We start from the raw sequence: 19,306 nt of genomic DNA, 5'->3' as shown, positions 1-19,306 counted from the left end.
CTTGTGACCGAATTGTTGCAGCTTGAAGACGCGCGCCCGTTACACCGGGGTGCCAAGCAATACATGGCTGGGTGCAAACTGCACGCGGATTGGCTGGCCCTGCGCTGCATTAATGGCCTTGAGTGCGACGGGCGGCGCCAGCGCGCACAACACTTGGCCGTTGGCTAGCGCAATACGCACCTCGCTGGGGCCGTCTTCGGCGGCGAGAATGGTCTCGATCCTGCCTTCCAGGCAATTGTGTCCAAGTGTTTCAGCTTGTCCGTCCGCCAGTAATTCAAGCCACCCGGCCTTGATCAGGGCCACTACTTCCACACCGGTCTGCAGTTCCAGGCGCAGGGTGCTGTCGTGGGTGATCTGTGCGTCGAGGTGCAGGCCGCCGGCCAATTGCAGGCGGATCATGTCGTTGTGGCCATGGCTCTCTATGGCGCTGACCTGGCCGTGCAATTGGTTGCGCGCGCTGGTGCGCAGCATCAAGCGGCCCAGCAGGTTGAAGTCGCTGGCCGCTTCGTCCGAGCCAAGGATCTCGGCCTGAAGCAGTTGCAGGCGCTGATAGAGGCGCAGCACCCGTTCGCCTTCCTGAGTCAGTTTGGCGCCGCCACCGCCCTTGCCACCGACGCTGCGTTGCACCAGCGGTTTTTGCGCCAGGTTGTTCAGTTCATCAATGGCGTCCCAGGCGGCCTTGTAACTCAACCCGGCACTCTTGGCCGCACGGGTGATGGAGCCCTGCTCGGCGATATGCCCCAGCAAGGCAATACGCTGGGGGCGGCGGATGATGTGTTGGCTGAGAGGGCTGGGCACAGACATGGCAGATACGCTTGGGTGAGATGCGCCGACGTTGCCGCGCTGGCGCAGGGGAGTCAAGTCAGCTGCCGGGTTTGGGCGTACGGGCCAGGCAATACACATCCACCTGGCGCGCGCCGGCGTTTATCAACAAGCGCGCCAGGCTGTGGGCCGTGGCGCCGGTGGTGAGGACGTCGTCTACCAGCGCCAGATGTTGCCCGGCAACCTGGATGCCGGGGGCCAGTGCGAAGGCGTTGAGCAGGTTGCGTTTGCGGGTCTTGGCATCGAGGTCTTGCTGCGCCACGGTTTCATGGGGGCGTAAGAGCGCGTGGTCATCAAAGGGAATGTCGAGGGCGTGATTGAGCCAGCGGGTCAGCATCAACGCTTGGTTAAAGCCGCGTTCGCGCAGGCGTTTGCGCGCCATCGGCACCGGTAGCAGGCAGTCGGGGCGCTCCAGTTCGGCGTTATCGAAGCGATGTTGCAAGTGCTGCCCCAGCAGGCGCGCCAGCAAGTGCCCCAGCGGCCAACGCGCCTGATGCTTGAAGCGGCTGATCAGGGTGTCCACGGGAAAACTGTAGGTCCATGGCGCGACCACCTGGTGAAAGGCCGGTGGCTGTTTTTGGCACTGGCCGCAGAGCAGTCCGTCCATGGGTAAGGGCAGTGCGCAGCGTTCGCACTGTTCCATCAGCCATGGCAATTCTGTTTCGCAGGCGCTGCACAGGGGCTCGTCTGATTCGATGCACTCATCGCAGATCAAACAAGTCTGTATGCTTTTTAACCAGATGTAAACTTGGTGTTTGTGCTCAGGTTGACAGTGCATGAATCTTCCTTAAATATGCCGAGCATCCGTGTCGTGCCTGTGGGTATTGCCTTTCCCGCAGCGCTTGCCAAAGCATAATCAAGGAATCGCCCATGAGCGCCAGCACCTCTGCCACCCTGCGTCACGATTGGTCTTTAGCTGAAGTCAAAGCCCTGTTCGTGCAGCCCTTCAACGACTTGTTGTTCCAGGCGCAGACCGTGCACCGCGCGCATTTCGACGCCAACCGCGTGCAAGTGTCGACGCTGCTGTCGATCAAGACCGGCGCCTGCCCGGAAGATTGCAAATATTGTCCGCAGTCGGGCCACTACAACACTGGCCTGGAAAAAGAGAAGCTGATGGAGGTGCAGAAGGTCCTCGAAGAGGCCGCACGTGCCAAGGCCATCGGTTCGACGCGTTTCTGCATGGGCGCGGCATGGAAACATCCGTCGGCCAAAGACATGCCCTATGTGCTGGAAATGGTCAAAGGCGTGAAGGCCATGGGCCTGGAAACCTGCATGACTCTCGGTCGCCTTGACCAGGACCAGACCGAAGCCCTGGCCCAGGCCGGCCTGGACTACTACAACCACAACCTCGACACCTCGCCGGAGTTCTACGGCTCGATCATCACCACCCGCACCTACAGCGAGCGCCTGCAAACCCTGGCGTACGTGCGTGACTCGGGGATGAAGATCTGTTCGGGCGGCATCCTTGGCATGGGCGAGTCTCTCGACGACCGCGCCAACTTGCTGATCCAGTTGGCCAACCTGCCGGAGCATCCGGAGTCGGTGCCGATCAACATGCTGGTGAAAGTGGCGGGCACGCCGTTGGAAAACGCCGATGACATCGACCCCTTCGATTTCATCCGCATGCTGGCGGTGGCGCGCATCCTGATGCCGCAGTCCCACGTGCGCCTGTCGGCTGGCCGCGAAGCCATGAATGAGCAGATGCAGGCCCTGGCCTTTTTTGCCGGCGCCAACTCGATCTTCTACGGCGACAAACTGCTGACCACCGCCAACCCCCAGGCGGACAAGGATATGCAACTGTTCGCACGCTTGGGCATCCTGCCCGAAGCCCGTGAAGAGCATGCCGATGAAGTGCATCAGGCGGCGATCGAGCAGGCGTTGGTGGAGCAAAAGAGCAGCGAGCAGTTCTACAACGCTGTGGTGTAACCACCTTTGGAATGCATTCCGGTGTGGGAGCTGGCTTGCCTGCGATGGCGGCGGCACTTTCAGTATTGAAGTGTCAGAAGGACCGCTATCGCAGGCAAGCCAGCTCCCCCCTTGGATTGAGTTGAACCTGTTAAATCGAGGCCAGCATGTCTTTCGATCTCGCCGCGCGCCTCGCTGCCCGCCGTGCCGACCATCTTTACCGCCAGCGCCCCTTGCTGCAGAGCCCCCAAGGCCCGCACGTGGTGGTGGACGGGCAACCGTTGTTGGCCTTCTGCAATAACGATTACCTCGGCCTGGCCAATCACCCGCAAGTGATCGAAGCCTGGCGCGCCGGTGCGTCCCGCTGGGGCGTGGGCGGTGGCGCTTCGCACTTGGTGGTGGGCCACGCCACACCGCACCATGAGCTGGAAGAAGCCCTGGCTGACTTGACCGGTCGCCCGCGTGCCTTGCTGTTCACCACTGGCTACATGGCCAACCTCGGCGCGGTCACGGCGCTGGTGGGGCAGGGCGATACGGTACTGGAAGACCGGCTTAACCACGCGTCCTTGCTGGATGCCGGTTTGCTGTCCGGTGCGCGTTTCAACCGCTATCTGCATAACGACGCGGGCAGCCTGGCCAAGCGCCTGGAGAAAGCCACCGGCAATACCTTGGTAGTCACCGACGGTGTGTTCAGCATGGATGGCGACCTCGCCGACCTGCCCGCGCTGGCCCGTGAAACCCGGGCCAAAGGGGCCTGGCTGATGGTGGATGACGCCCATGGCTTCGGCCCGCTGGGCGCCAATGGCGGCGGTATCGTCGAGCATTTCGGCTTGAGCCAGGACGACGTGCCCGTGCTGGTTGGCACCTTGGGCAAAGCGTTCGGCACCGCCGGGGCCTTCGTGGCCGGCAGTGAGGACTTGATCGAGAGCCTGATCCAATTCGCACGCCCGTATATCTACACCACCAGCCAACCACCGGCACTGGCCTGCGCCACCCTCAAAAGCCTGGAACTGCTGCGCAGCGAACATTGGCGACGCGAGCACCTCAACGCGTTGATCCGCCAGTTCCGTCGCGGCGCCGAGCAGATAGGCCTGGCGTTGATGGACAGCTTTACGCCGATCCAACCGATCCTGATTGGCGACAGCGCCCGGGCACTGCGCCTCTCGCAGATGCTGCGCGAGCGCGGCCTGATGGTGACTGCCATTCGCCCACCGACCGTGCCCGCCGGCAGTGCCCGTCTACGGGTGACATTGACGGCGGCCCACAGCGAAGCGCAGTTGCAGCTATTGTTAGACGGGTTGCAAGCGTGTTTTCGCTTGTTAGACGCCTCGGAGCCCGGCTATGCGTAATCGACTGATCCTGCTACCGGGCTGGGGCCTGGGTGTGTCACCGCTGGAACCGTTGGCCGCTGCGCTGCACGGCCTGAACGAGCATTTACAGGTACAGATCGAACCCTTGCCGGCGCTGCAGGCCAGCGAACTCGGTGAATGGCTCGATGAGCTCGATGCGACGCTGCCGGACAATGCCTGGCTCGGGGGCTGGTCGCTGGGCGGCATGCTCGCGTCCGAGTTGGCGGCGCGCCGTGGCGAGCGGTGCTGCGGCTTGCTGACCCTGGCGAGCAACCCGTGTTTCGTCGCCCATGACGGTTGGCCCCATGGGATGCCTACGGAAACCTTCGACGCATTTCTGGCCGGCTGCCATGCCGATTCCCAGGTCACGCTCAAGCGCTTTGGGCTGTTGTGTGCCAAGGGTGCCGAAGACCCGCGCGGCTTGTCGCGGTTGTTGGTCAGCGGTGCGCCGAATACCTCCCCCTGCGTCTTGATGCCCGGCCTGGAGCTGTTGGCCCAACTGGATACGCGGGCTGCCTTGCAGGCCTTTCGTGGGCCGCAGTTGCACCTGTTTGCCGGCCTGGATGGGCTGGTGCCTGCTGAAGCCGCCAGTGACCTGCTGGCCTTGCTCCCCGATGTAGAAATCGGCCTGATTGAACAGGCCGGTCACGCGTTTCTTCTGGAAGACCCTCACGGAGTTGCCGGGGCCATCCAGGCTTTTTTGCATGAGTGTGTTGATGACTGACCTATCCCACCCGCCCTTGCCAGGGGGCTTGCCGGACAAGCGCCAGGTTGCGGCCTCGTTCTCCCGTGCGGCGGCCAGTTACGACAGTGTGGCCGAGTTGCAGCGTGCGGTCGGGCATGAACTGCTCAGCCGTTTGCCGCACAGCCTGGCGCCACAGCGTTGGCTGGACATGGGCTGCGGCACGGGCTACTTCAGTCGCGTACTGGGCGAGCGTTTGCCCGGTAGCCAAGGTGTGGCGCTGGACATTGCCGAGGGCATGCTCAACCACGCGCGTCCGCTGGGTGGCGCCGCGCACTTTATAGCCGGTGATGCAGAACGCTTGCCGCTTACAGCTGACAGCGTTGAGCTGCTCTTCTCCAGCCTCGCGGTACAGTGGTGTGCCCATTTTGATGCGGTGCTCAGCGAAGCCCGGCGTGTGCTGCGACCAGGTGGCGTGCTGGCCTTTGCCAGCCTGTGCGTAGGCACCCTGGATGAGTTGCGCGAGAGTTGGCGGGCGGCGGATGGCCTGGTCCACGTCAATCGCTTCCGCACCTTCGAGGTTTATCAGCAACGGTGTGCGGCCAGTGGCTTGCGCGTGATCAGCCTGGAGCGACAGCCCCACGTATTGCATTACCCCGATGTGCGCAGCCTGACCCATGAACTCAAGGCATTGGGCGCCCACAACCTCAACCCAGGCCGCCCGGGCGGGTTGACGGGCCGTGCGCGGATTGTCGCGCTGGTAGAGGCCTACGAGCAGTTCCGCCAGGCCCAGGGCCTGCCCGCCACGTACCAAGTGGTGTATGCCGTACTGGAGAAACCGTTATGAGCGCCGCTTACTTCATCACCGGTACAGACACCGATGTTGGCAAAACCACCATCGCCGCTGGCCTGTTGCATGCCGCCAGGCTCTCCGGCAAAAGCACGGCCGCCGGAAAGCCGGTGGCGTCGGGCTGCCAACTGACGGCCCAGGGGCTGCGCAATGCCGATGCGTTGGCGTTGCTGGCCGAGTGTTCAGTACCGCTCAGTTATGCCGAGGTCAACCCGGTGGCCTTCGAGCCAGCTATCGCGCCGCATCTGGCAGCGCGCGAGGCGGGCGTCGGCCTCACGGTGCAATCGCTGCTCAAGCCGATGCAGCAGATCCTGGCACGGGGCGCGGACTTCACCTTGATCGAAGGGGCAGGCGGTTGGCGCGTGCCCTTGGCCGACCAGGCCAACCTGTCGGACCTGGCCATGGCGCTCAAACTGCCGGTGATCCTGGTGGTAGGCGTGCGCCTTGGGTGCATCAGCCACGCGTTGCTCACCGCCGAAGCCATCGCACGGGATGGCTTGCCGCTGGCGGGCTGGGTGGCAAATATCATCGACCCCAAGACCTCTCGTCTGGAAGAAAACCTCGCCACCCTGGCTGAGCGCCTGCCCGCGCCTTGCCTGGGGCGAGTGCCGAAACTCAAGCACGCCGGGGCTGGCGCGGTTGCCGAGTACTTGGAACTGGACCTGCTTGACTGATTTTGGCTATCGCTAAGGCAATATGCCATTAGTGTTTTTGACGGGCCTTTTACCAGGATGTCTGGTTCAATCGGGCTTCACGATTCTCTAAAGGCAGGCTTACGCCATGGAAATCTCTGGAAGCAGTGCGTTTTATTCGGGCCTGAGCAGCATTCAGACCGGGCAGAACCGTGTCGACCAGGCGGCCGGCAAGATTGCCAGCGCCGCGACCACCCAGCCATCGGCCGCGCAAAGCGACCGTCTGCAAGCCAATGACCGCGCCCAAGCGTCCAATTCGGCGAGCAACATGGTGGAAATGGCCCAGGGCAAGTTTCAAGTCGAGCTGGGGGCGAAAGTCGCCAAGGCTTCGGATGAAATGCTCGGTACGTTGATCGATACCTACGCCTGATCCCGTCCTACCCTGCAGGAGCGAGCTTGCTCGCGAAAAACGTCAACGATAACGCGTACCGCCTGGACTAGCACGGTGTGCTGATGTCCTTCGCGAGCAAGCTCGCTCCTACAAAAAACTTCATCTTTCCTAAAACTCTGTGTGGCATCCCGCCGCAGGCCTCGCCGTGCCTGGCTGACCCGCGTCAAGACAAACGGCATCTGGCCGACGCTTGACAACCCTGGGTCGTAAACGTATGTTTCAAACACCTGTTTGACCGCCATAACAAATCCACGCGGTTGTTCATCCCAGCTACATCAGCAGAGGTTTATCGCTATGCCTGACTACAAGGCCCCCTTGCGTGATATTCGCTTCGTTCGTGACGAACTGCTCGGTTATGAAGCGCACTATCAGAGCCTGCCGGCTTGCCAGGACGCTACCCCGGACATGGTCGACGCCATCCTCGAAGAAGGCGCCAAGTTCTGTGAGCAAGTACTGGCACCGTTGAACCGCGTGGGCGACATCGAAGGGTGTACCTGGAGTGAGTCAGGCGTTAAAACCCCTGCGGGCTTCAAAGAAGCCTACAAACAATTCGTCGAAGGCGGCTGGCCAAGCCTGGCCCACGACGTGGAGCACGGTGGCCAAGGCCTGCCGGAATCCCTGGGCCTGGCCGTGAGCGAAATGGTCGGCGAAGCCAACTGGTCGTGGGGCATGTACCCTGGCCTGTCCCATGGCGCGATGAACACTATTTCCGAACACGGCACCCCCGAGCAGCAAGAGGCTTACCTGACCAAACTGGTGTCGGGCGAATGGACCGGCACCATGTGCCTGACCGAGCCACACTGCGGCACCGACCTGGGCATGCTGCGCACCAAGGCCGAGCCTCAGGCTGACGGCTCCTACAAAGTCTCCGGTACCAAGATCTTCATCTCGGCCGGCGAACACGACATGGCCGACAACATCGTCCACATCGTACTGGCCCGCCTGCCGGATGCACCGGCTGGCACCAAAGGCATCTCGCTGTTTATCGTGCCCAAGTTCCTGCCCAACGCCGATGGCTCTGTGGGCGAGCGCAACGCGGTCACCTGTGGTTCCCTGGAACACAAGATGGGCATCCACGGCAACGCCACCTGCGTGATGAACTTCGACGCGGCCACCGGTTTCCTGATCGGCCCGGCGAACAAAGGCCTGAACTGCATGTTCACCTTTATGAACACCGCTCGCCTGGGCACCGCGCTGCAAGGCCTGGCTCACGCCGAGATCGGCTTCCAGGGCGGCTTGAAATATGCGCGTGATCGCCTGCAAATGCGCTCCCTGACCGGCCCGAAAGCGCCAGATAAAGCTGCTGACCCGATCATCGTGCACCCTGACGTACGCCGCATGCTGCTGACCATGAAAGCCTTCGCCGAAGGTAACCGTGCGATGGTGTACTTCACTGCCAAGCAAGTGGACATCGTCAAGTACGGTACCGACGACGAAGCCAAGAAACAGGCAGATGCCCTGCTGGCCTTCATGACCCCGATCGCCAAGGCATTCATGACCGAAGTCGGTTTTGAATCGGCCAACCACGGCGTGCAGATCTACGGTGGCCACGGCTTTATCGCTGAGTGGGGCATGGAGCAGAACGTGCGCGACAGCCGCATTTCTATGCTGTACGAAGGCACCACCGGCATCCAGGCGCTGGACCTGCTCGGCCGTAAAGTGCTGATGACCCAAGGCGAAGCGCTCAAGGGCTTCACCAAGATCGTGCACAAGTTCTGCCAGGCCAACGAAGGTAACGACGCGGTTAAAGAATTCGTTGCACCGCTGGCGGCACTGAACAAAGAGTGGGGCGAGTTGACCATGAAGGTCGGCATGGCCGCGATGAAAGACCGTGAAGAAGTCGGTGCTGCCTCGGTGGACTACCTGATGTACTCCGGCTACGCCTGCCTGGCTTACTTCTGGGCCGACATGGCACGCCTGGCCGCCGAGAAACTGGCCGCCGGCACCAGCGAAGAGGCGTTCTACACCGCCAAGTTGCAGACTGCGCGCTTCTACTTCCAGCGCATCCTGCCGCGTACCCGCACCCACGTGGCAACCATGCTGTCGGGCGCCAACAACCTGATGGACATGAAAGAAGAAGATTTCGGCCTGGCTTACTAAGCCTTACCAGGTTCTTCTAGAAACCGCCGCCTCCCTCGGGATGCGGCGGTTTTTTTGCATTTGTGTGGGAGCGCGTCTAAAAAACCGCAGTCCTGCACTCAGGGATTATGATGAGCTGCCGTTACAGTGATGGCAATGTGATACATGCTCGGTCGGTTGTGCTTAACTGATCGCTTGGCGGCACAGTGCCATTATTCGTTAGCGGGTCGGAGCTTTACCCTTGTCACGCGTGTCCGCTGTACGTTTCAGCCATTTTCTCCCTTCGCTGCTGCTGTTGCTGGCCGGGCTCTCGGCTGCATACGTCAAGGACCTCAGCGTCTTCTTCACCTCGCTGTTCAACGTGCTGCCCACCCTGGTGCTGTTGCTCGGCGGCGCCTATTGCGCGGTGTATCGACGCCAGCGTGAACTGTTCTTGATGGTCACGGTTTACGTCGCCTATTACCTGCTGGATACCCAGACCGACTTCTACCGGGACAATGGCCGCGTGCGTGAAGACGCTGCCGTGGTGTTCCACCTGTGCTGCCTGCTGTTGCCCTTGCTGTTCAGCATTTATGCGCTGTGGCAGGAAAAGACCCATCTGTTCCGCGACTTCGTCGCCCGCTGTGCGGTGCTGCTGGCGGTGGGCAGTGTGGCGCTGGCCCTGGAGCAAAGTTTTCCCCAGGCCTTGCTGGGCTGGTTGGCAGAGATCCGTTGGCCGATGCTGCATGGCGCCTGGATGAGCCTGATCCAACTTTCCTACCCGATGTTCCTGATCGGCTTTCTCACCCTGGCCGCCCAATACTGGTACCAGCCGCGCCCGCTGCACGCCGCACAACTGGTGGGGTTGCTGGGCATGTTCTGGATGTTGCCGCAAACCTTCATCCTGCCGTTCACCCTCAACATCATGTGCAGCCAGGTGATGCTGATGATCGCTGCGGGGGTGGCGCACGAGGCGTATCAAATGGCGTTTCGTGATGAGCTCACCGGCTTGCCGGGGCGACGTGCCCTCAACGAGCGCATGCAGCGGCTAGGTCGCAACTATGTGCTGGCGATGAGCGACGTCGATCACTTCAAACGTTTCAATGACACCCACGGCCACGATGTGGGCGACCAGGTGCTGCGCCTGGTGGCGAGCAAGTTGTCCAAGGTCAATGGCGGCGGGCGGGCCTATCGTTACGGCGGTGAAGAGTTTGCCGTGGTGTTTGCCGGCAAGACCCTGGATGAGTGCATGCCGCACCTGGAGGAGATCCGCGAGATCATCGCCAGCTACGACATCAAGTTGCGCAACCCGGACCGCCCCCAGGACGATCATCAAGGCCGCCAGCGCCGTGCCGGCAGCGGCGCGTCCAGCGTGTCGGTGACGGTAAGCATCGGTGTGGCCGAGCGCCAGGCCGAACAACGCAGCCCCGACGAGGTGCTCAAATCCGCCGACCAGGCGCTTTACACCGCCAAGGGCGCGGGGCGTAATTGTGTGGTCGCCGCCGGGCAAACCCGCCGTGGCGCGGTGCGCATGGAGAGCGCTGCCGGTTGAGTAATGGCGGTGTATTCAGCAGCGCTACAGTGATTGTCCACGGCCACGGCCGGCAGTAGGTTAACCCTATCTGCTGCCGGAGACATTGCCATGCCTGAGTACAAAGCTCCCTTGCGCGACATGCGCTTTCTGATCGACACCGTATTCGATTTCCACGGCCACTACGCTGACCTGGGCGCCACGGATGCCAGCCCGGACATGGTCAGTGCGATCCTCGAAGAAGGCGCCAGGTTCTGCGAAAACGTACTCGCGCCGCTCAATCGCAGCGGCGATGAAGAGGGCTGCCATTTCGATAATGGCGTGGTGACCACTCCCAAAGGCTTCAAGCAAGCCTTTGCCCAGTATGTGGAAGGCGGCTGGCACGGCGTGGCGGCAGACCCGGCCTACGGTGGCCAGGGCCTGCCCCATTCCCTCGGCCTGGTGTTAAGCGAGATGATCGGCTCCAGCAACACCTCCTGGGGCATGTACCCGGGCCTGACCCACGGTGCGATGTCGGCCATCCACGCCCACGGCACCGACGAACAGAAAGCCACTTACCTGAGCAAGCTCACCGCTGGCGAATGGACCGGCACCATGTGCCTGACCGAAGCCCACTGCGGCACCGACCTGGGCTTGATCAAGACCCGCGCCGTGCCGCAGGCGGACGGCAGTTACGCGGTCACCGGCAGCAAGATCTTCATCTCGGCCGGCGAGCACGACATGAGCGCCAATATCATCCACCTGGTGCTGGCCAAGCTGCCGGACGCGCCGGCGGGTACCAAGGGCATCTCGTTGTTTATCGTGCCCAAGTTCCATGCCGACTCCGGCGAGCGCAATGCGGTGCACTGCGGCTCCATCGAACACAAGATGGGCATCAAGGCCTCTGCCACCTGCGTGTTGAACTTCGATGGCGCCAAAGGCTATTTGATTGGCGACGCGAACAAGGGCCTCAACTGCATGTTCACCATGATGAACCACGCCCGCCTGGGCACGGGAATGCAGGGCCTGTGCAACGGTGAAGCGAGCTTCCAGGGCGCGATCAAGTACGCCAACGACCGCTTGCAGATGCGCTCGCTCACCGGCGCCAAGGCCCCGGAGAAAGCCGCTGACCCGATCATCGTGCACGCCGATGTACGCCGCATGCTGCTGACCATGAAGGCTTTCAACGAGGGCAACCGCGCGTTGACCTATTTCACCGCGCAACTGCTCGATACCGCGCACCTTGGCAGCGACGCTGGCCAACGCCAGGAAGCCGAGGACCTGTTGGCCTTCCTCACGCCGATCTGTAAAGCCTTCATGACCGAAACCGGCCTGGAGGTGACCAACCACGGCATGCAGGTATTCGGTGGTCATGGCTATATTCGCGAGTGGGGCATGGAGCAACTGGCCCGTGACGCACGGATTGCGCCGATCTATGAAGGCACCAACGGCATTCAGGCCCTGGACCTGCTCGGGCGCAAGGTGCTGGCCAGCCAGGGCAAGTTGCTGCGTGGGTTTACCAAAATTGTGCATAAGTTCTGCGCGGCCAATGCCGAGCATGCGCAACTCAAGGCCCATGTGGCGCAACTCAATGAGCTGAACCAGCAATGGGGCGAACTGACCTTGAAGGTCGGCACGGCGGCGATGAAAAACCCTGATGAAGTGGGCGCGGCGGCCATGGATTACCTGATGTACAGCGGTTACATCATCCTCGCCTACCTGTGGTTGCGCATGGCGATCGCGGCGCACGGCCAGGACGACCAAGAGTTTGCCCAGGCGAAGCTTGCGACCTGCGACTTTTATTTCAAGCGCTTGTTGCCGCGTACGGCCATGCACCGTGCTGCGGTAGAGGCAGGGAGCGAATGCCTGATGAGTCTCCCAGCTGACGCTTTCTCCCTGTAGGAGCGAGCTTGCTCGCGAAGAACGTCAACGATAACGCGTGCTTGCTGAATGAACGCGGCGCCTGTGAGTTTTTCGCGAGCAAGCTCGCTCCTACAGGAAAGCTTCCTTGTGTGACTGGTAAATACTTAATGGTCACGAACGGACCCTATGTGTCTGAAAAGTTGTTCGGGTACACTCGACGTCTGTAAAACCGATCCTATCGAATTACTTTTCACGTTCTCACGAGGTTTGCCATGGCTGATTACAAAGCGCCGTTGCGTGATATGCGCTTCGTCCTCAACGAAGTGTTTGAGGTCGCTGATACTTGGGCCCAGTTACCGGCATTGGCAGACAGCGTTGACGCCGAAACCGTCGAAGCGATCCTGGAAGAGGCCGGCAAAGTCACCGCCAAATCCATTGCCCCGCTCAGCCGCGGCGGCGATGAGCAAGGCTGCCACTGGGCGGACGGCGCCGTGACGACTCCCGACGGTTTTCCCCAGGCCTACAGCACCTACGCCGAAGGCGGCTGGGTAGGCGTGGGCGGCGACCCGACCTACGGCGGCATGGGCATGCCCAAGGCCGTGTCGGCGCAGGTTGAAGAGATGATCAACTCGTCGAGCCTGGCTTTCGGCCTGTACCCGATGTTGACCTCCGGTGCCTGTGTATCGATCAACACCCACGCCAGTGAAGAACTCAAGGCCACCTACCTGCCGAAGATGTATTCCGGTGAGTGGGCCGGTTCCATGTGCCTGACGGAAGCCCATGCCGGTACCGACCTGGGCATGATCCGCACCAAGGCCGAGCCTCAGGCGGACGGCTCCTACAAGGTCAGCGGCACCAAGATCTTCATCACCGGTGGCGAGCACGACCTCACCGAAAATATCATCCACCTGGTGCTGGCCAAACTGCCGGACGCACCGGCCGGGCCCAAGGGCATCTCGCTGTTCCTGGTGCCGAAGTTCCTGGTAAATGCCGATGGCAGCCTGGGCGCGCGTAACCCGGTGAATTGCGGCTCCATTGAACACAAGATGGGCATCCAGGCCTCCGCCACCTGTGTGATGAACTTCGACGAAGCCGTGGGTTACCTGGTCGGTGAGCCCAACCGTGGCTTGGCTGCGATGTTCACCATGATGAACTATGAGCGCCTGGGCGTCGGTATCCAGGGCTTGGCTTCTGGCGAGCGGTCCTATCAGAACGCGATTGAATATGCCCGTGACCGTCTGCAGAGCCGTTCCCCGCTAGGCGCACAGGCCAAGGACAAGCCGGCAGACCCGATCATCGTGCATCCGGATGTCCGTCGCATGTTGCTGACCATGAAGGCGGCGAACGAAGGCGGCCGGGCGTTTTCCACCTACGTGGCGACGCAGTTGGACATCGCCAAGTTCAGCGACGACGCGCAGGCGCGCGAGCGTGCCGATAACCTGGTGGCGTTGTTGACGCCAGTTGCCAAGGCGTTCCTCACTGACCTGGGCCTGGAAACCACCGTACTTGGCCAGCAGGTGTTTGGTGGGCACGGTTACATCCGCGAGTGGGGCCAGGAGCAATTGGTGCGTGACGTGCGCATCACCCAGATCTACGAAGGTACCAACGGCATTCAGGCCCTGGATCTGATGGGGCGCAAGATCGTCGGCAGCGGCGGTGCGTTCTATACCTTGTTCGCCGATGAGATCCGCCAGTTCATCGCCGCATCGGGCCCTGAGTTGGCCGAGTTCACCAAGCCCCTGGGTGTGGCAGTAGGTAACCTGGATGAGCTGACGGCCTGGGTGCTGGACCGCGCCAAGAGCAATCCTAATGAAATCGGCGCAGCCTCGGTGGAATACCTGCATGCCTTCGGCTACATGGCCTATGCCTATATGTGGGCGCGCATGGCCAAGGCGGCGTTAGGCAAGGAGGGCGAAGAGGATTTCTACGCCAGCAAACTGGGGACTGCGCGTTTCTACTTTGCCCGCCTGTTGCCGCGTATCCACTCGTTGAGTGCATCGGTAAAAGCCGGTAGCGAATCACTGTTCCTGATGGATGAAGCCCTGTTTTAAGGGGGAAGAGGGCGTGTAAGCATTCTCTTACATGACGTGCTGCTAATCGTCCTCTATCGCCACATTGGATCCACGGCTAATCTACTTCACATGGACGTCGCGCAGGAAGCGCAAAGCAACAACACGGACACGTAGGATTCTGCCAGGACGGCGGAGTGAAATGGATGTCAGGGAAACAGTCTGCAAAGCCCCGCTTCGGCGGGGTTTTCTTTTGCCCGCGAAAAAGTCAGGCGGTTGCCGGCGGGGCATTCATCACGTCTTCCAGCAGGGTGCGCAGCAACGCCACCGTCGCCTGCTGGCGTTGCACATCGCGGCATACCAATCCTACTTTCAGCGGTACCCTGGGCTCGCTCAAGGGTTTCCACAGCAGCGCCTTGCTGTTGTGTTCATCCTGGGACCGCCCAGGCAGCACGGTCGCCAAGCGGGTGTGAGGCAGGCTGTCGAGAATGCCCACCATGGTATTGAGCTCCGCCTGCACTTGCGGGCGCCGCCCGAGGTTGGACAGTTGGCCTTGCCAGATCTGCCGAACCTGAAACTCTTCCCCCAGGAGCAACATCGGTAATTCGGCGGCTTGTTTGAGCGAGACTTTCTTGAACTCGCGCAACGGATGATCTTCGGGTATCACCACCTTCAGCTCGTCTTCATACAGCAACACGCCGTGCAGGCCCGGTTGACGGGGTGGAAGGTAGCTGATGCCAATATCGAGTGAGCCATTGAGCAACCGCCGCTCAATCTCAAGCCCGGTCAGCTCGTAAATCTGCACCACCAGATGGGGCTGGGCCTTGCGCACGCGCTCAAGCATCTGCGGTACCAGGCTGGTGTGCACGGTTTGCAGCACGCCGATGGCCAGGCTGCGCATGGCCTGGCCCTTGAAATTGCGCAGTGCCTCGACGGCTTGCTGCATACCATCAATGAGCGGTAATGCGTGGTTGTATAAGGTGTGGGCCGCCAAGGTCGGCAACAGACGCTTGCTGCTGCGTTCGAACAGGCTGACGTCGAGGTTCTGTTCCAGTTGGCGAACCTGTTGCGACAGCGCTGGCTGGGAGATCGACAGACGCTCCGCGGCGCGACCTACGTGGCCTTCCTCATACACCGCGACGAAATAACGCAGTTGCTTGAAATCCATAAGGTTTGCTTATCGAAAAAGCTGGAAAATCGAAATGGCCGCTGGCCCCCGAGGCGCCTAGTCTAGCGCCTATTCGCAGGGCTTACAGGGCCGGATCGGACAATGAACAGCGTTTTTGTTGATAGCGTTTACATAGGCAAGGCAAAAAATCTGAAGGCCTCATTGGCAGGTGGCATCGACCAAGGTCAGGTTGCCAGCGGGGGTGAAGTGTGAACTTGTTCCGTCGCTGCGCGCCGAGTCTGGATGACCTGGTTGTGCATGCCCCGCGTGCAGATGTTTCCAGCCAGTGCCTGATGCCCACTGTGGCGCGCCCGCCCCAGGTGTTTGTACAGGGGCAGGGTTCCTGGCTTTCGGACGCTGACGACCGCGCTTATCTGGATTTCAGTCAAGGCGGTGGGGCCAACAGCCTGGGTCACAGTCCCCAGGCCGTACGCGACGCCATTGCCCAACAGATGCACACCGTGATCAACCCTGGCCTGGGTTTGCACAACCGCGCGCAACTGGATCTTGTCGATCGTCTGTGCCACCACACCTGCAGCGACCAGGCCTATTTGCTCAACAGCGGTGCCGAAGCCTGTGAAGCGGCCATCAAGTTGGCACGCAAGTGGGGCCAACTGCATCGCGGTGGCGCTTACCACATCATCACCGTAAACAGTGGCTGTCATGGGCGGAGCCTGGGGGCGATGTCGGCGTCGGCTGTGGCCTGCGAAAACCGATTCGAACCGCAGTTGCCAGGTTTCAGCCAAGTGCCGTTTAACGATCTGCCGGCCCTGCATGCAGCGGTCGATGCGCAGACCGTCGCCATCATGCTGGAGCCGATACAAAGCGGCGGCGGTGTCGTCCCTGCGACAGAACATTACCTCAAGGGCGTCGAACGCCTGTGTCGTGAGCTGGGGATCCTGCTGATCTTCGACGAAGTGCAAACCGGTATCGGCCGCTGCGGCAGCTTGCTCGCCGAACAGCAATACGGCGTGCGCGCCGACATCATTGCCCTGGGCAAAGGCCTGGGCGGCGGTGTGCCCCTGGCGGCGCTGCTGGCGCGTGGCACTGCCTGTTGCTTCGAACCGGGCGAGCTGGACGGTACACATCATGGCAATGCACTGATGGCATCTGCGGGTATCGCAGTACTCGACGCTCTATTGGAGAACGGCTTTCTGGAGCACCTACGTGAATCGGGCTTGTACCTGGCAGAAGGCCTTGCCCGCCTGGCCTACCGTTACGGCCATGGCCCCTTGCGTGGCAACGGGCTGCTTTGGGGCCTGACACTGTCGGACGATTGCGCCGCTGCAGTGGTCAAGGCCGCGCTGCACGAAGGCTTGATTCTCACTGCCGCGCAACCTGACTGCCTGCGCTTTACCCCTGCGCTGAACATCAGCAAAACCCATATCGACGAAATGCTTCTTCGGCTTGCCCGCGCCTTTTCTAGGGTGCGTACCGCTCAAGTGCAATGCCGCAAGGGCATCGCGGTGTGACCCCAGTTTCCTGAACCGTCTCGCGGCATACGCGGCGCCTCCAGCCTGACTCTTTTGGCTGGGGGCGTTTTTTTGTCTGGTTAATTTGTAGTTTGAAAAGATGGCTGGAGATCTGGCATGAGATGGCCCAATGCCAGAATCCACTGAACCCTCACGAACCGCCAAGGTCGATTAGCTACACGGCTCACACGAGCCGATTTTCTGGAGCTGACCCATGGACATCATTCGTATCATCATCGCCATTCTGCTGCCGCCATTGGGTGTGTTCCTGCAAGTAGGTTTCGGCGGTGCATTCTGGCTGAATATCCTGCTGACCCTGTGCGGTTACTTCCCTGGCATCATCCACGCGGTGTACATCATCGCCAAGCGTTGAGGCCCTCAGCCTTTTGCAATGAGCCTTGAGTTGCGCTCATTGCGAAAGGCAAGTTGCTCGATGGTCTGGGTGGCATGTTCGGCCTCTTCCCGCGCTTGCAGGATGATGCCGTGCTGCTCGGACTTGCTGCATACAGGGTCGGCATTGCTGGCGTCACCAGTGAGCATGAAGGCCTGGCAACGGCAGCCGCCGAAGTCCTTTTCTTTTTCGTCGCATGAACGGCATGGCTCAGGCATCCAGTCGTAGCCACGAAAGCGATTGAAGCCAAACGAGTCGTACCAGATGTGCTGCATGCTGTGGTCGCGCACATTGGGAAACTGCACGGGCATTTGCCTCGCGCCGTGACAGGGCAGTGCGGTGCCGTCGGGTGTGACTGTCAGGAAGATGCTGCCCCAGCCATTCATGCAGGCTTTGGGGCGCTCCTCGTAATAATCCGGTGTCACGAAGATCAGCTTGCAGGGGTGGCCTTCGGCTTCCAGTTTGGCGCGGTATTCATTGGTGATCCGTTCGGCGCGCACCAACTGCTCGCGTGTGGGCAGCAAACCCACGCGATTGAGTTGTGCCCAGCCGTAGAACTGGCAAGTGGCGAGCTCGACGAAATCCGCTTCCAGCGCAATGCACAGCTCGATGATGCGGTCGATCTTGTCGATATTGTGGCGATGGGTGACGAAGTTCAGCACCATCGGGTAGCCGTGGGCTTTCACCGCTCGGGCCATTTCCAGTTTTTGCGCGAAGGCTTTTTTGGAGCCGGCCAGCAGGTTGTTCACCTGTTCGTCACTGGCCTGGAAGCTGATCTGGATATGGTCCAGGCCGGCTTTCTTGAAGTCGCTGATTTTTTGTTCGGTGAGGCCGATGCCAGAGGTGATCAGGTTGGTGTAGAAACCCAGCTTGCGCGCCTCGCCGATCAGCTCGGCCAAGTCCTGGCGCACCAGCGGCTCACCGCCGGAAAAACCCAACTGCGCAGCACCCATTTCACGGGCTTCGCGAAATACCTTGATCCATTGTTCGGTGCTCAGCTCTTTGCCCTGCTCGGCGAAATCCAGCGGGTTGGAGCAATACGGGCACTGCAGCGGGCAGCGATAGGTCAGCTCGGCCAGCAGCCACAGAGGCAGGCCTATGGCTGGCTTTTCAGGCAAGGGTGATCCAGTGCTCAGCACGGGCGACCTCCATGAATTGCTCGATGTCGTCACTCAGCTCTGGCACACCGGGGAACTGCTTATCCAGCTCGGCAATGATTGCCGCAACGTCGCGCTCGCCGTCGATCAGGCCACCGATCAATGCGGCGCTATCGTTGAGCTTGATCATGCCTTCGGGGTAGAGCAATACGTGGCCTTTCTGAGCAGGCTCGTACTGGTAGCGATAGCCCTGGCGCCAGGTCGGTTTTTTGCTGCGATCAAAGCTCATAGGGTGATCCCTTTATGCCATACCCGCTGTTCGGTCACGCTGTGATACGGCGGGCGTTTGAGTTCATAGGCCATGCTCATGGCGTCCAGCATGCTCCAGAGGATGTCCAGTTTGAACTGGAGAATTTCCAGCATGCGCTCCTGCCCCTCGCGGGTGGTGTAGTGCTGCAGGGTGATCGCCAAGCCGTGTTCCACATCGCGACGGGCCTGGCCCAGTCGTGTGCGGAAGTACTCGTAACCGGCCGGGTCGATCCACGGGTAATGCTGGGGCCAACTGTCGAGGCGTGACTGGTGGATTTGCGGCGCGAACAGCTCGGTCAGCGAGCTGCTGGCGGCTTCCTGCCAGCTGGCGCGGCGGGCGAAGTTGACATAGGCGTCCACGGCGAAGCGTACGCCGGGCAGCACCAACTCCTGGGAGCGCAGTTGATCGGGGTCCAGGCCCACGGCCTGGCCCAGGCGCAGCCAGGCTTCGATACCGCCGTCTTCACCGGGCGCGCCGTCATGGTCGAGCAGGCGCTGGATCCATTCGCGACGGATTTCACGGTCTGGGCAGTTGGCCAGGATCGCCGCGTCTTTCAGCGGGATATTCACTTGATAGTAGAAGCGATTGGCGACCCAGCCCTGGATCTGCTCACGGCTGGCGCGGCCTTCGTACATCGCCACATGGTAGGGGTGATGGATATGGTAGAAGGCGCCCTTGGCGCGCAGGGCGGCTTCGAACTCAGCCTTGCTCAACGGTGTGTCGGTCATTTCGATCGC

At 61.2% G+C, this 19,306-nt stretch carries 18 protein-coding genes; 12 read left to right on the top strand and 6 right to left on the bottom strand.

Annotation, left to right across the window (positions count from 1 at the left end; translation table 11 throughout):
• Positions 1 to 39: 39 nt before the first annotated feature.
• Both HBO10_RS06100 and HBO10_RS06095 read right to left on the bottom strand, forming a co-directional pair.
• Positions 40 to 804, bottom strand: a complete 765-nt coding sequence (locus HBO10_RS06100; protein WP_034128853.1) for a TOBE domain-containing protein — start codon at positions 802 to 804, stop codon at positions 40 to 42.
• Positions 805 to 862: 58 nt separating this feature from the next.
• Entirely contained in the window at positions 863 to 1,600 is a 738-nt protein-coding gene (locus HBO10_RS06095) for a ComF family protein (protein WP_034128852.1), read from the bottom strand.
• Between the two features lie 92 nt (positions 1,601 to 1,692).
• On the opposite strand from HBO10_RS06095, the gene bioB reads away from it, so the two are divergent.
• From bioB to HBO10_RS06045, 10 genes are all read left to right on the top strand, one after another.
• The gene (gene bioB / locus HBO10_RS06090; protein ID WP_014720209.1) at positions 1,693 to 2,748 is read left to right on the top strand and encodes a biotin synthase BioB; all 1,056 of its coding nucleotides are present in this window, start codon (positions 1,693 to 1,695) and stop codon (positions 2,746 to 2,748) included.
• Between the two features lie 146 nt (positions 2,749 to 2,894).
• The gene (gene bioF, locus HBO10_RS06085) at positions 2,895 to 4,076 is read left to right on the top strand and encodes an 8-amino-7-oxononanoate synthase (protein ID WP_034128851.1); all 1,182 of its coding nucleotides are present in this window, start codon (positions 2,895 to 2,897) and stop codon (positions 4,074 to 4,076) included.
• Positions 4,069 to 4,800 (top strand): alpha/beta fold hydrolase, encoded by a 732-nt coding sequence (locus tag HBO10_RS06080; RefSeq protein ID WP_060763991.1) that lies wholly within the window; start codon positions 4,069 to 4,071, stop codon positions 4,798 to 4,800. The genes bioF and HBO10_RS06080 overlap by 8 nt, the downstream gene beginning before the upstream one ends.
• Positions 4,793 to 5,605 (top strand): malonyl-ACP O-methyltransferase BioC, encoded by an 813-nt coding sequence (bioC, locus tag HBO10_RS06075; RefSeq protein ID WP_034128849.1) that lies wholly within the window; start codon positions 4,793 to 4,795, stop codon positions 5,603 to 5,605. The genes HBO10_RS06080 and bioC overlap by 8 nt, the downstream gene beginning before the upstream one ends.
• A complete protein-coding gene (bioD, locus tag HBO10_RS06070; RefSeq protein WP_034128848.1) occupies positions 5,602 to 6,282 on the top strand; it encodes a dethiobiotin synthase in 681 nt (226 codons plus the stop codon). Before bioC ends, bioD begins: the two co-directional genes overlap by 4 nt.
• Before the next feature lie 106 nt (positions 6,283 to 6,388).
• Positions 6,389 to 6,670, top strand: coding sequence for a hypothetical protein (locus HBO10_RS06065; protein WP_034128847.1), 282 nt, complete (start codon positions 6,389 to 6,391; stop codon positions 6,668 to 6,670).
• A 315-nt stretch (positions 6,671 to 6,985) separates the two neighbouring features.
• Complete coding sequence (locus tag HBO10_RS06060; RefSeq protein WP_034128845.1) at positions 6,986 to 8,791, top strand: phenylacyl-CoA dehydrogenase; 1,806 nt, start codon at positions 6,986 to 6,988, stop codon at positions 8,789 to 8,791.
• A gap of 220 nt (positions 8,792 to 9,011) precedes the next feature.
• Positions 9,012 to 10,301, top strand: a complete 1,290-nt coding sequence (locus HBO10_RS06055) for a GGDEF domain-containing protein (RefSeq protein ID WP_034128844.1) — start codon at positions 9,012 to 9,014, stop codon at positions 10,299 to 10,301.
• 90 nt (positions 10,302 to 10,391) lie between these two features.
• Positions 10,392 to 12,161, top strand: coding sequence for an acyl-CoA dehydrogenase C-terminal domain-containing protein (locus HBO10_RS06050; protein WP_034128843.1), 1,770 nt, complete (start codon positions 10,392 to 10,394; stop codon positions 12,159 to 12,161).
• 233 nt (positions 12,162 to 12,394) lie between these two features.
• Positions 12,395 to 14,173: an acyl-CoA dehydrogenase C-terminal domain-containing protein gene (locus HBO10_RS06045; protein WP_034128842.1), complete on the top strand. Its 1,779-nt coding sequence runs from the start codon at positions 12,395 to 12,397 to the stop codon at positions 14,171 to 14,173.
• A 226-nt stretch (positions 14,174 to 14,399) separates the two neighbouring features.
• On the opposite strand, the gene HBO10_RS06040 is transcribed toward HBO10_RS06045, so the two are convergent.
• Positions 14,400 to 15,299: a LysR family transcriptional regulator gene (locus HBO10_RS06040; RefSeq protein ID WP_034128841.1), complete on the bottom strand. Its 900-nt coding sequence runs from the start codon at positions 15,297 to 15,299 to the stop codon at positions 14,400 to 14,402.
• A 209-nt stretch (positions 15,300 to 15,508) separates the two neighbouring features.
• On the opposite strand from HBO10_RS06040, the gene HBO10_RS06035 reads away from it, so the two are divergent.
• Both HBO10_RS06035 and HBO10_RS06030 read left to right on the top strand, forming a co-directional pair.
• Positions 15,509 to 16,771, top strand: coding sequence for an aminotransferase class III-fold pyridoxal phosphate-dependent enzyme (locus tag HBO10_RS06035; RefSeq protein ID WP_034128840.1), 1,263 nt, complete (start codon positions 15,509 to 15,511; stop codon positions 16,769 to 16,771).
• 214 nt (positions 16,772 to 16,985) lie between these two features.
• A complete protein-coding gene (locus tag HBO10_RS06030) occupies positions 16,986 to 17,144 on the top strand; it encodes a YqaE/Pmp3 family membrane protein (RefSeq protein WP_003194776.1) in 159 nt (52 codons plus the stop codon).
• Between the two features lie 5 nt (positions 17,145 to 17,149).
• On the opposite strand, the gene pqqE is transcribed toward HBO10_RS06030, so the two are convergent.
• From pqqE to pqqC, 3 genes are read right to left on the bottom strand one after another with little or no spacing between them, the layout of a single operon-like run.
• Positions 17,150 to 18,301 (bottom strand): pyrroloquinoline quinone biosynthesis protein PqqE, encoded by a 1,152-nt coding sequence (gene pqqE, locus HBO10_RS06025; protein ID WP_034128839.1) that lies wholly within the window; start codon positions 18,299 to 18,301, stop codon positions 17,150 to 17,152.
• Positions 18,273 to 18,548 carry a pyrroloquinoline quinone biosynthesis peptide chaperone PqqD gene (gene pqqD, locus HBO10_RS06020; RefSeq protein ID WP_034128838.1) on the bottom strand — a complete coding sequence of 92 codons (276 nt, stop codon included), beginning with the start codon at positions 18,546 to 18,548 and terminating at the stop codon, positions 18,273 to 18,275. Before pqqD ends, pqqE begins: the two co-directional genes overlap by 29 nt.
• Positions 18,545 to 19,297, bottom strand: a complete 753-nt coding sequence (gene pqqC / locus HBO10_RS06015; RefSeq protein ID WP_003194770.1) for a pyrroloquinoline-quinone synthase PqqC — start codon at positions 19,295 to 19,297, stop codon at positions 18,545 to 18,547. Before pqqC ends, pqqD begins: the two co-directional genes overlap by 4 nt.
• Positions 19,298 to 19,306: the final 9 nt, after the last annotated feature.

The sequence above is a fragment of the Pseudomonas sp. WS 5503 genome (genome assembly GCF_012985385.1).
Lineage (GTDB): Bacteria > Pseudomonadota > Gammaproteobacteria > Pseudomonadales > Pseudomonadaceae > Aquipseudomonas > Aquipseudomonas paracarnis.
The sequence above is the reverse complement of the archived record's forward strand: the minus strand, read 5'-3'. Positions and strand labels throughout refer to the sequence as shown.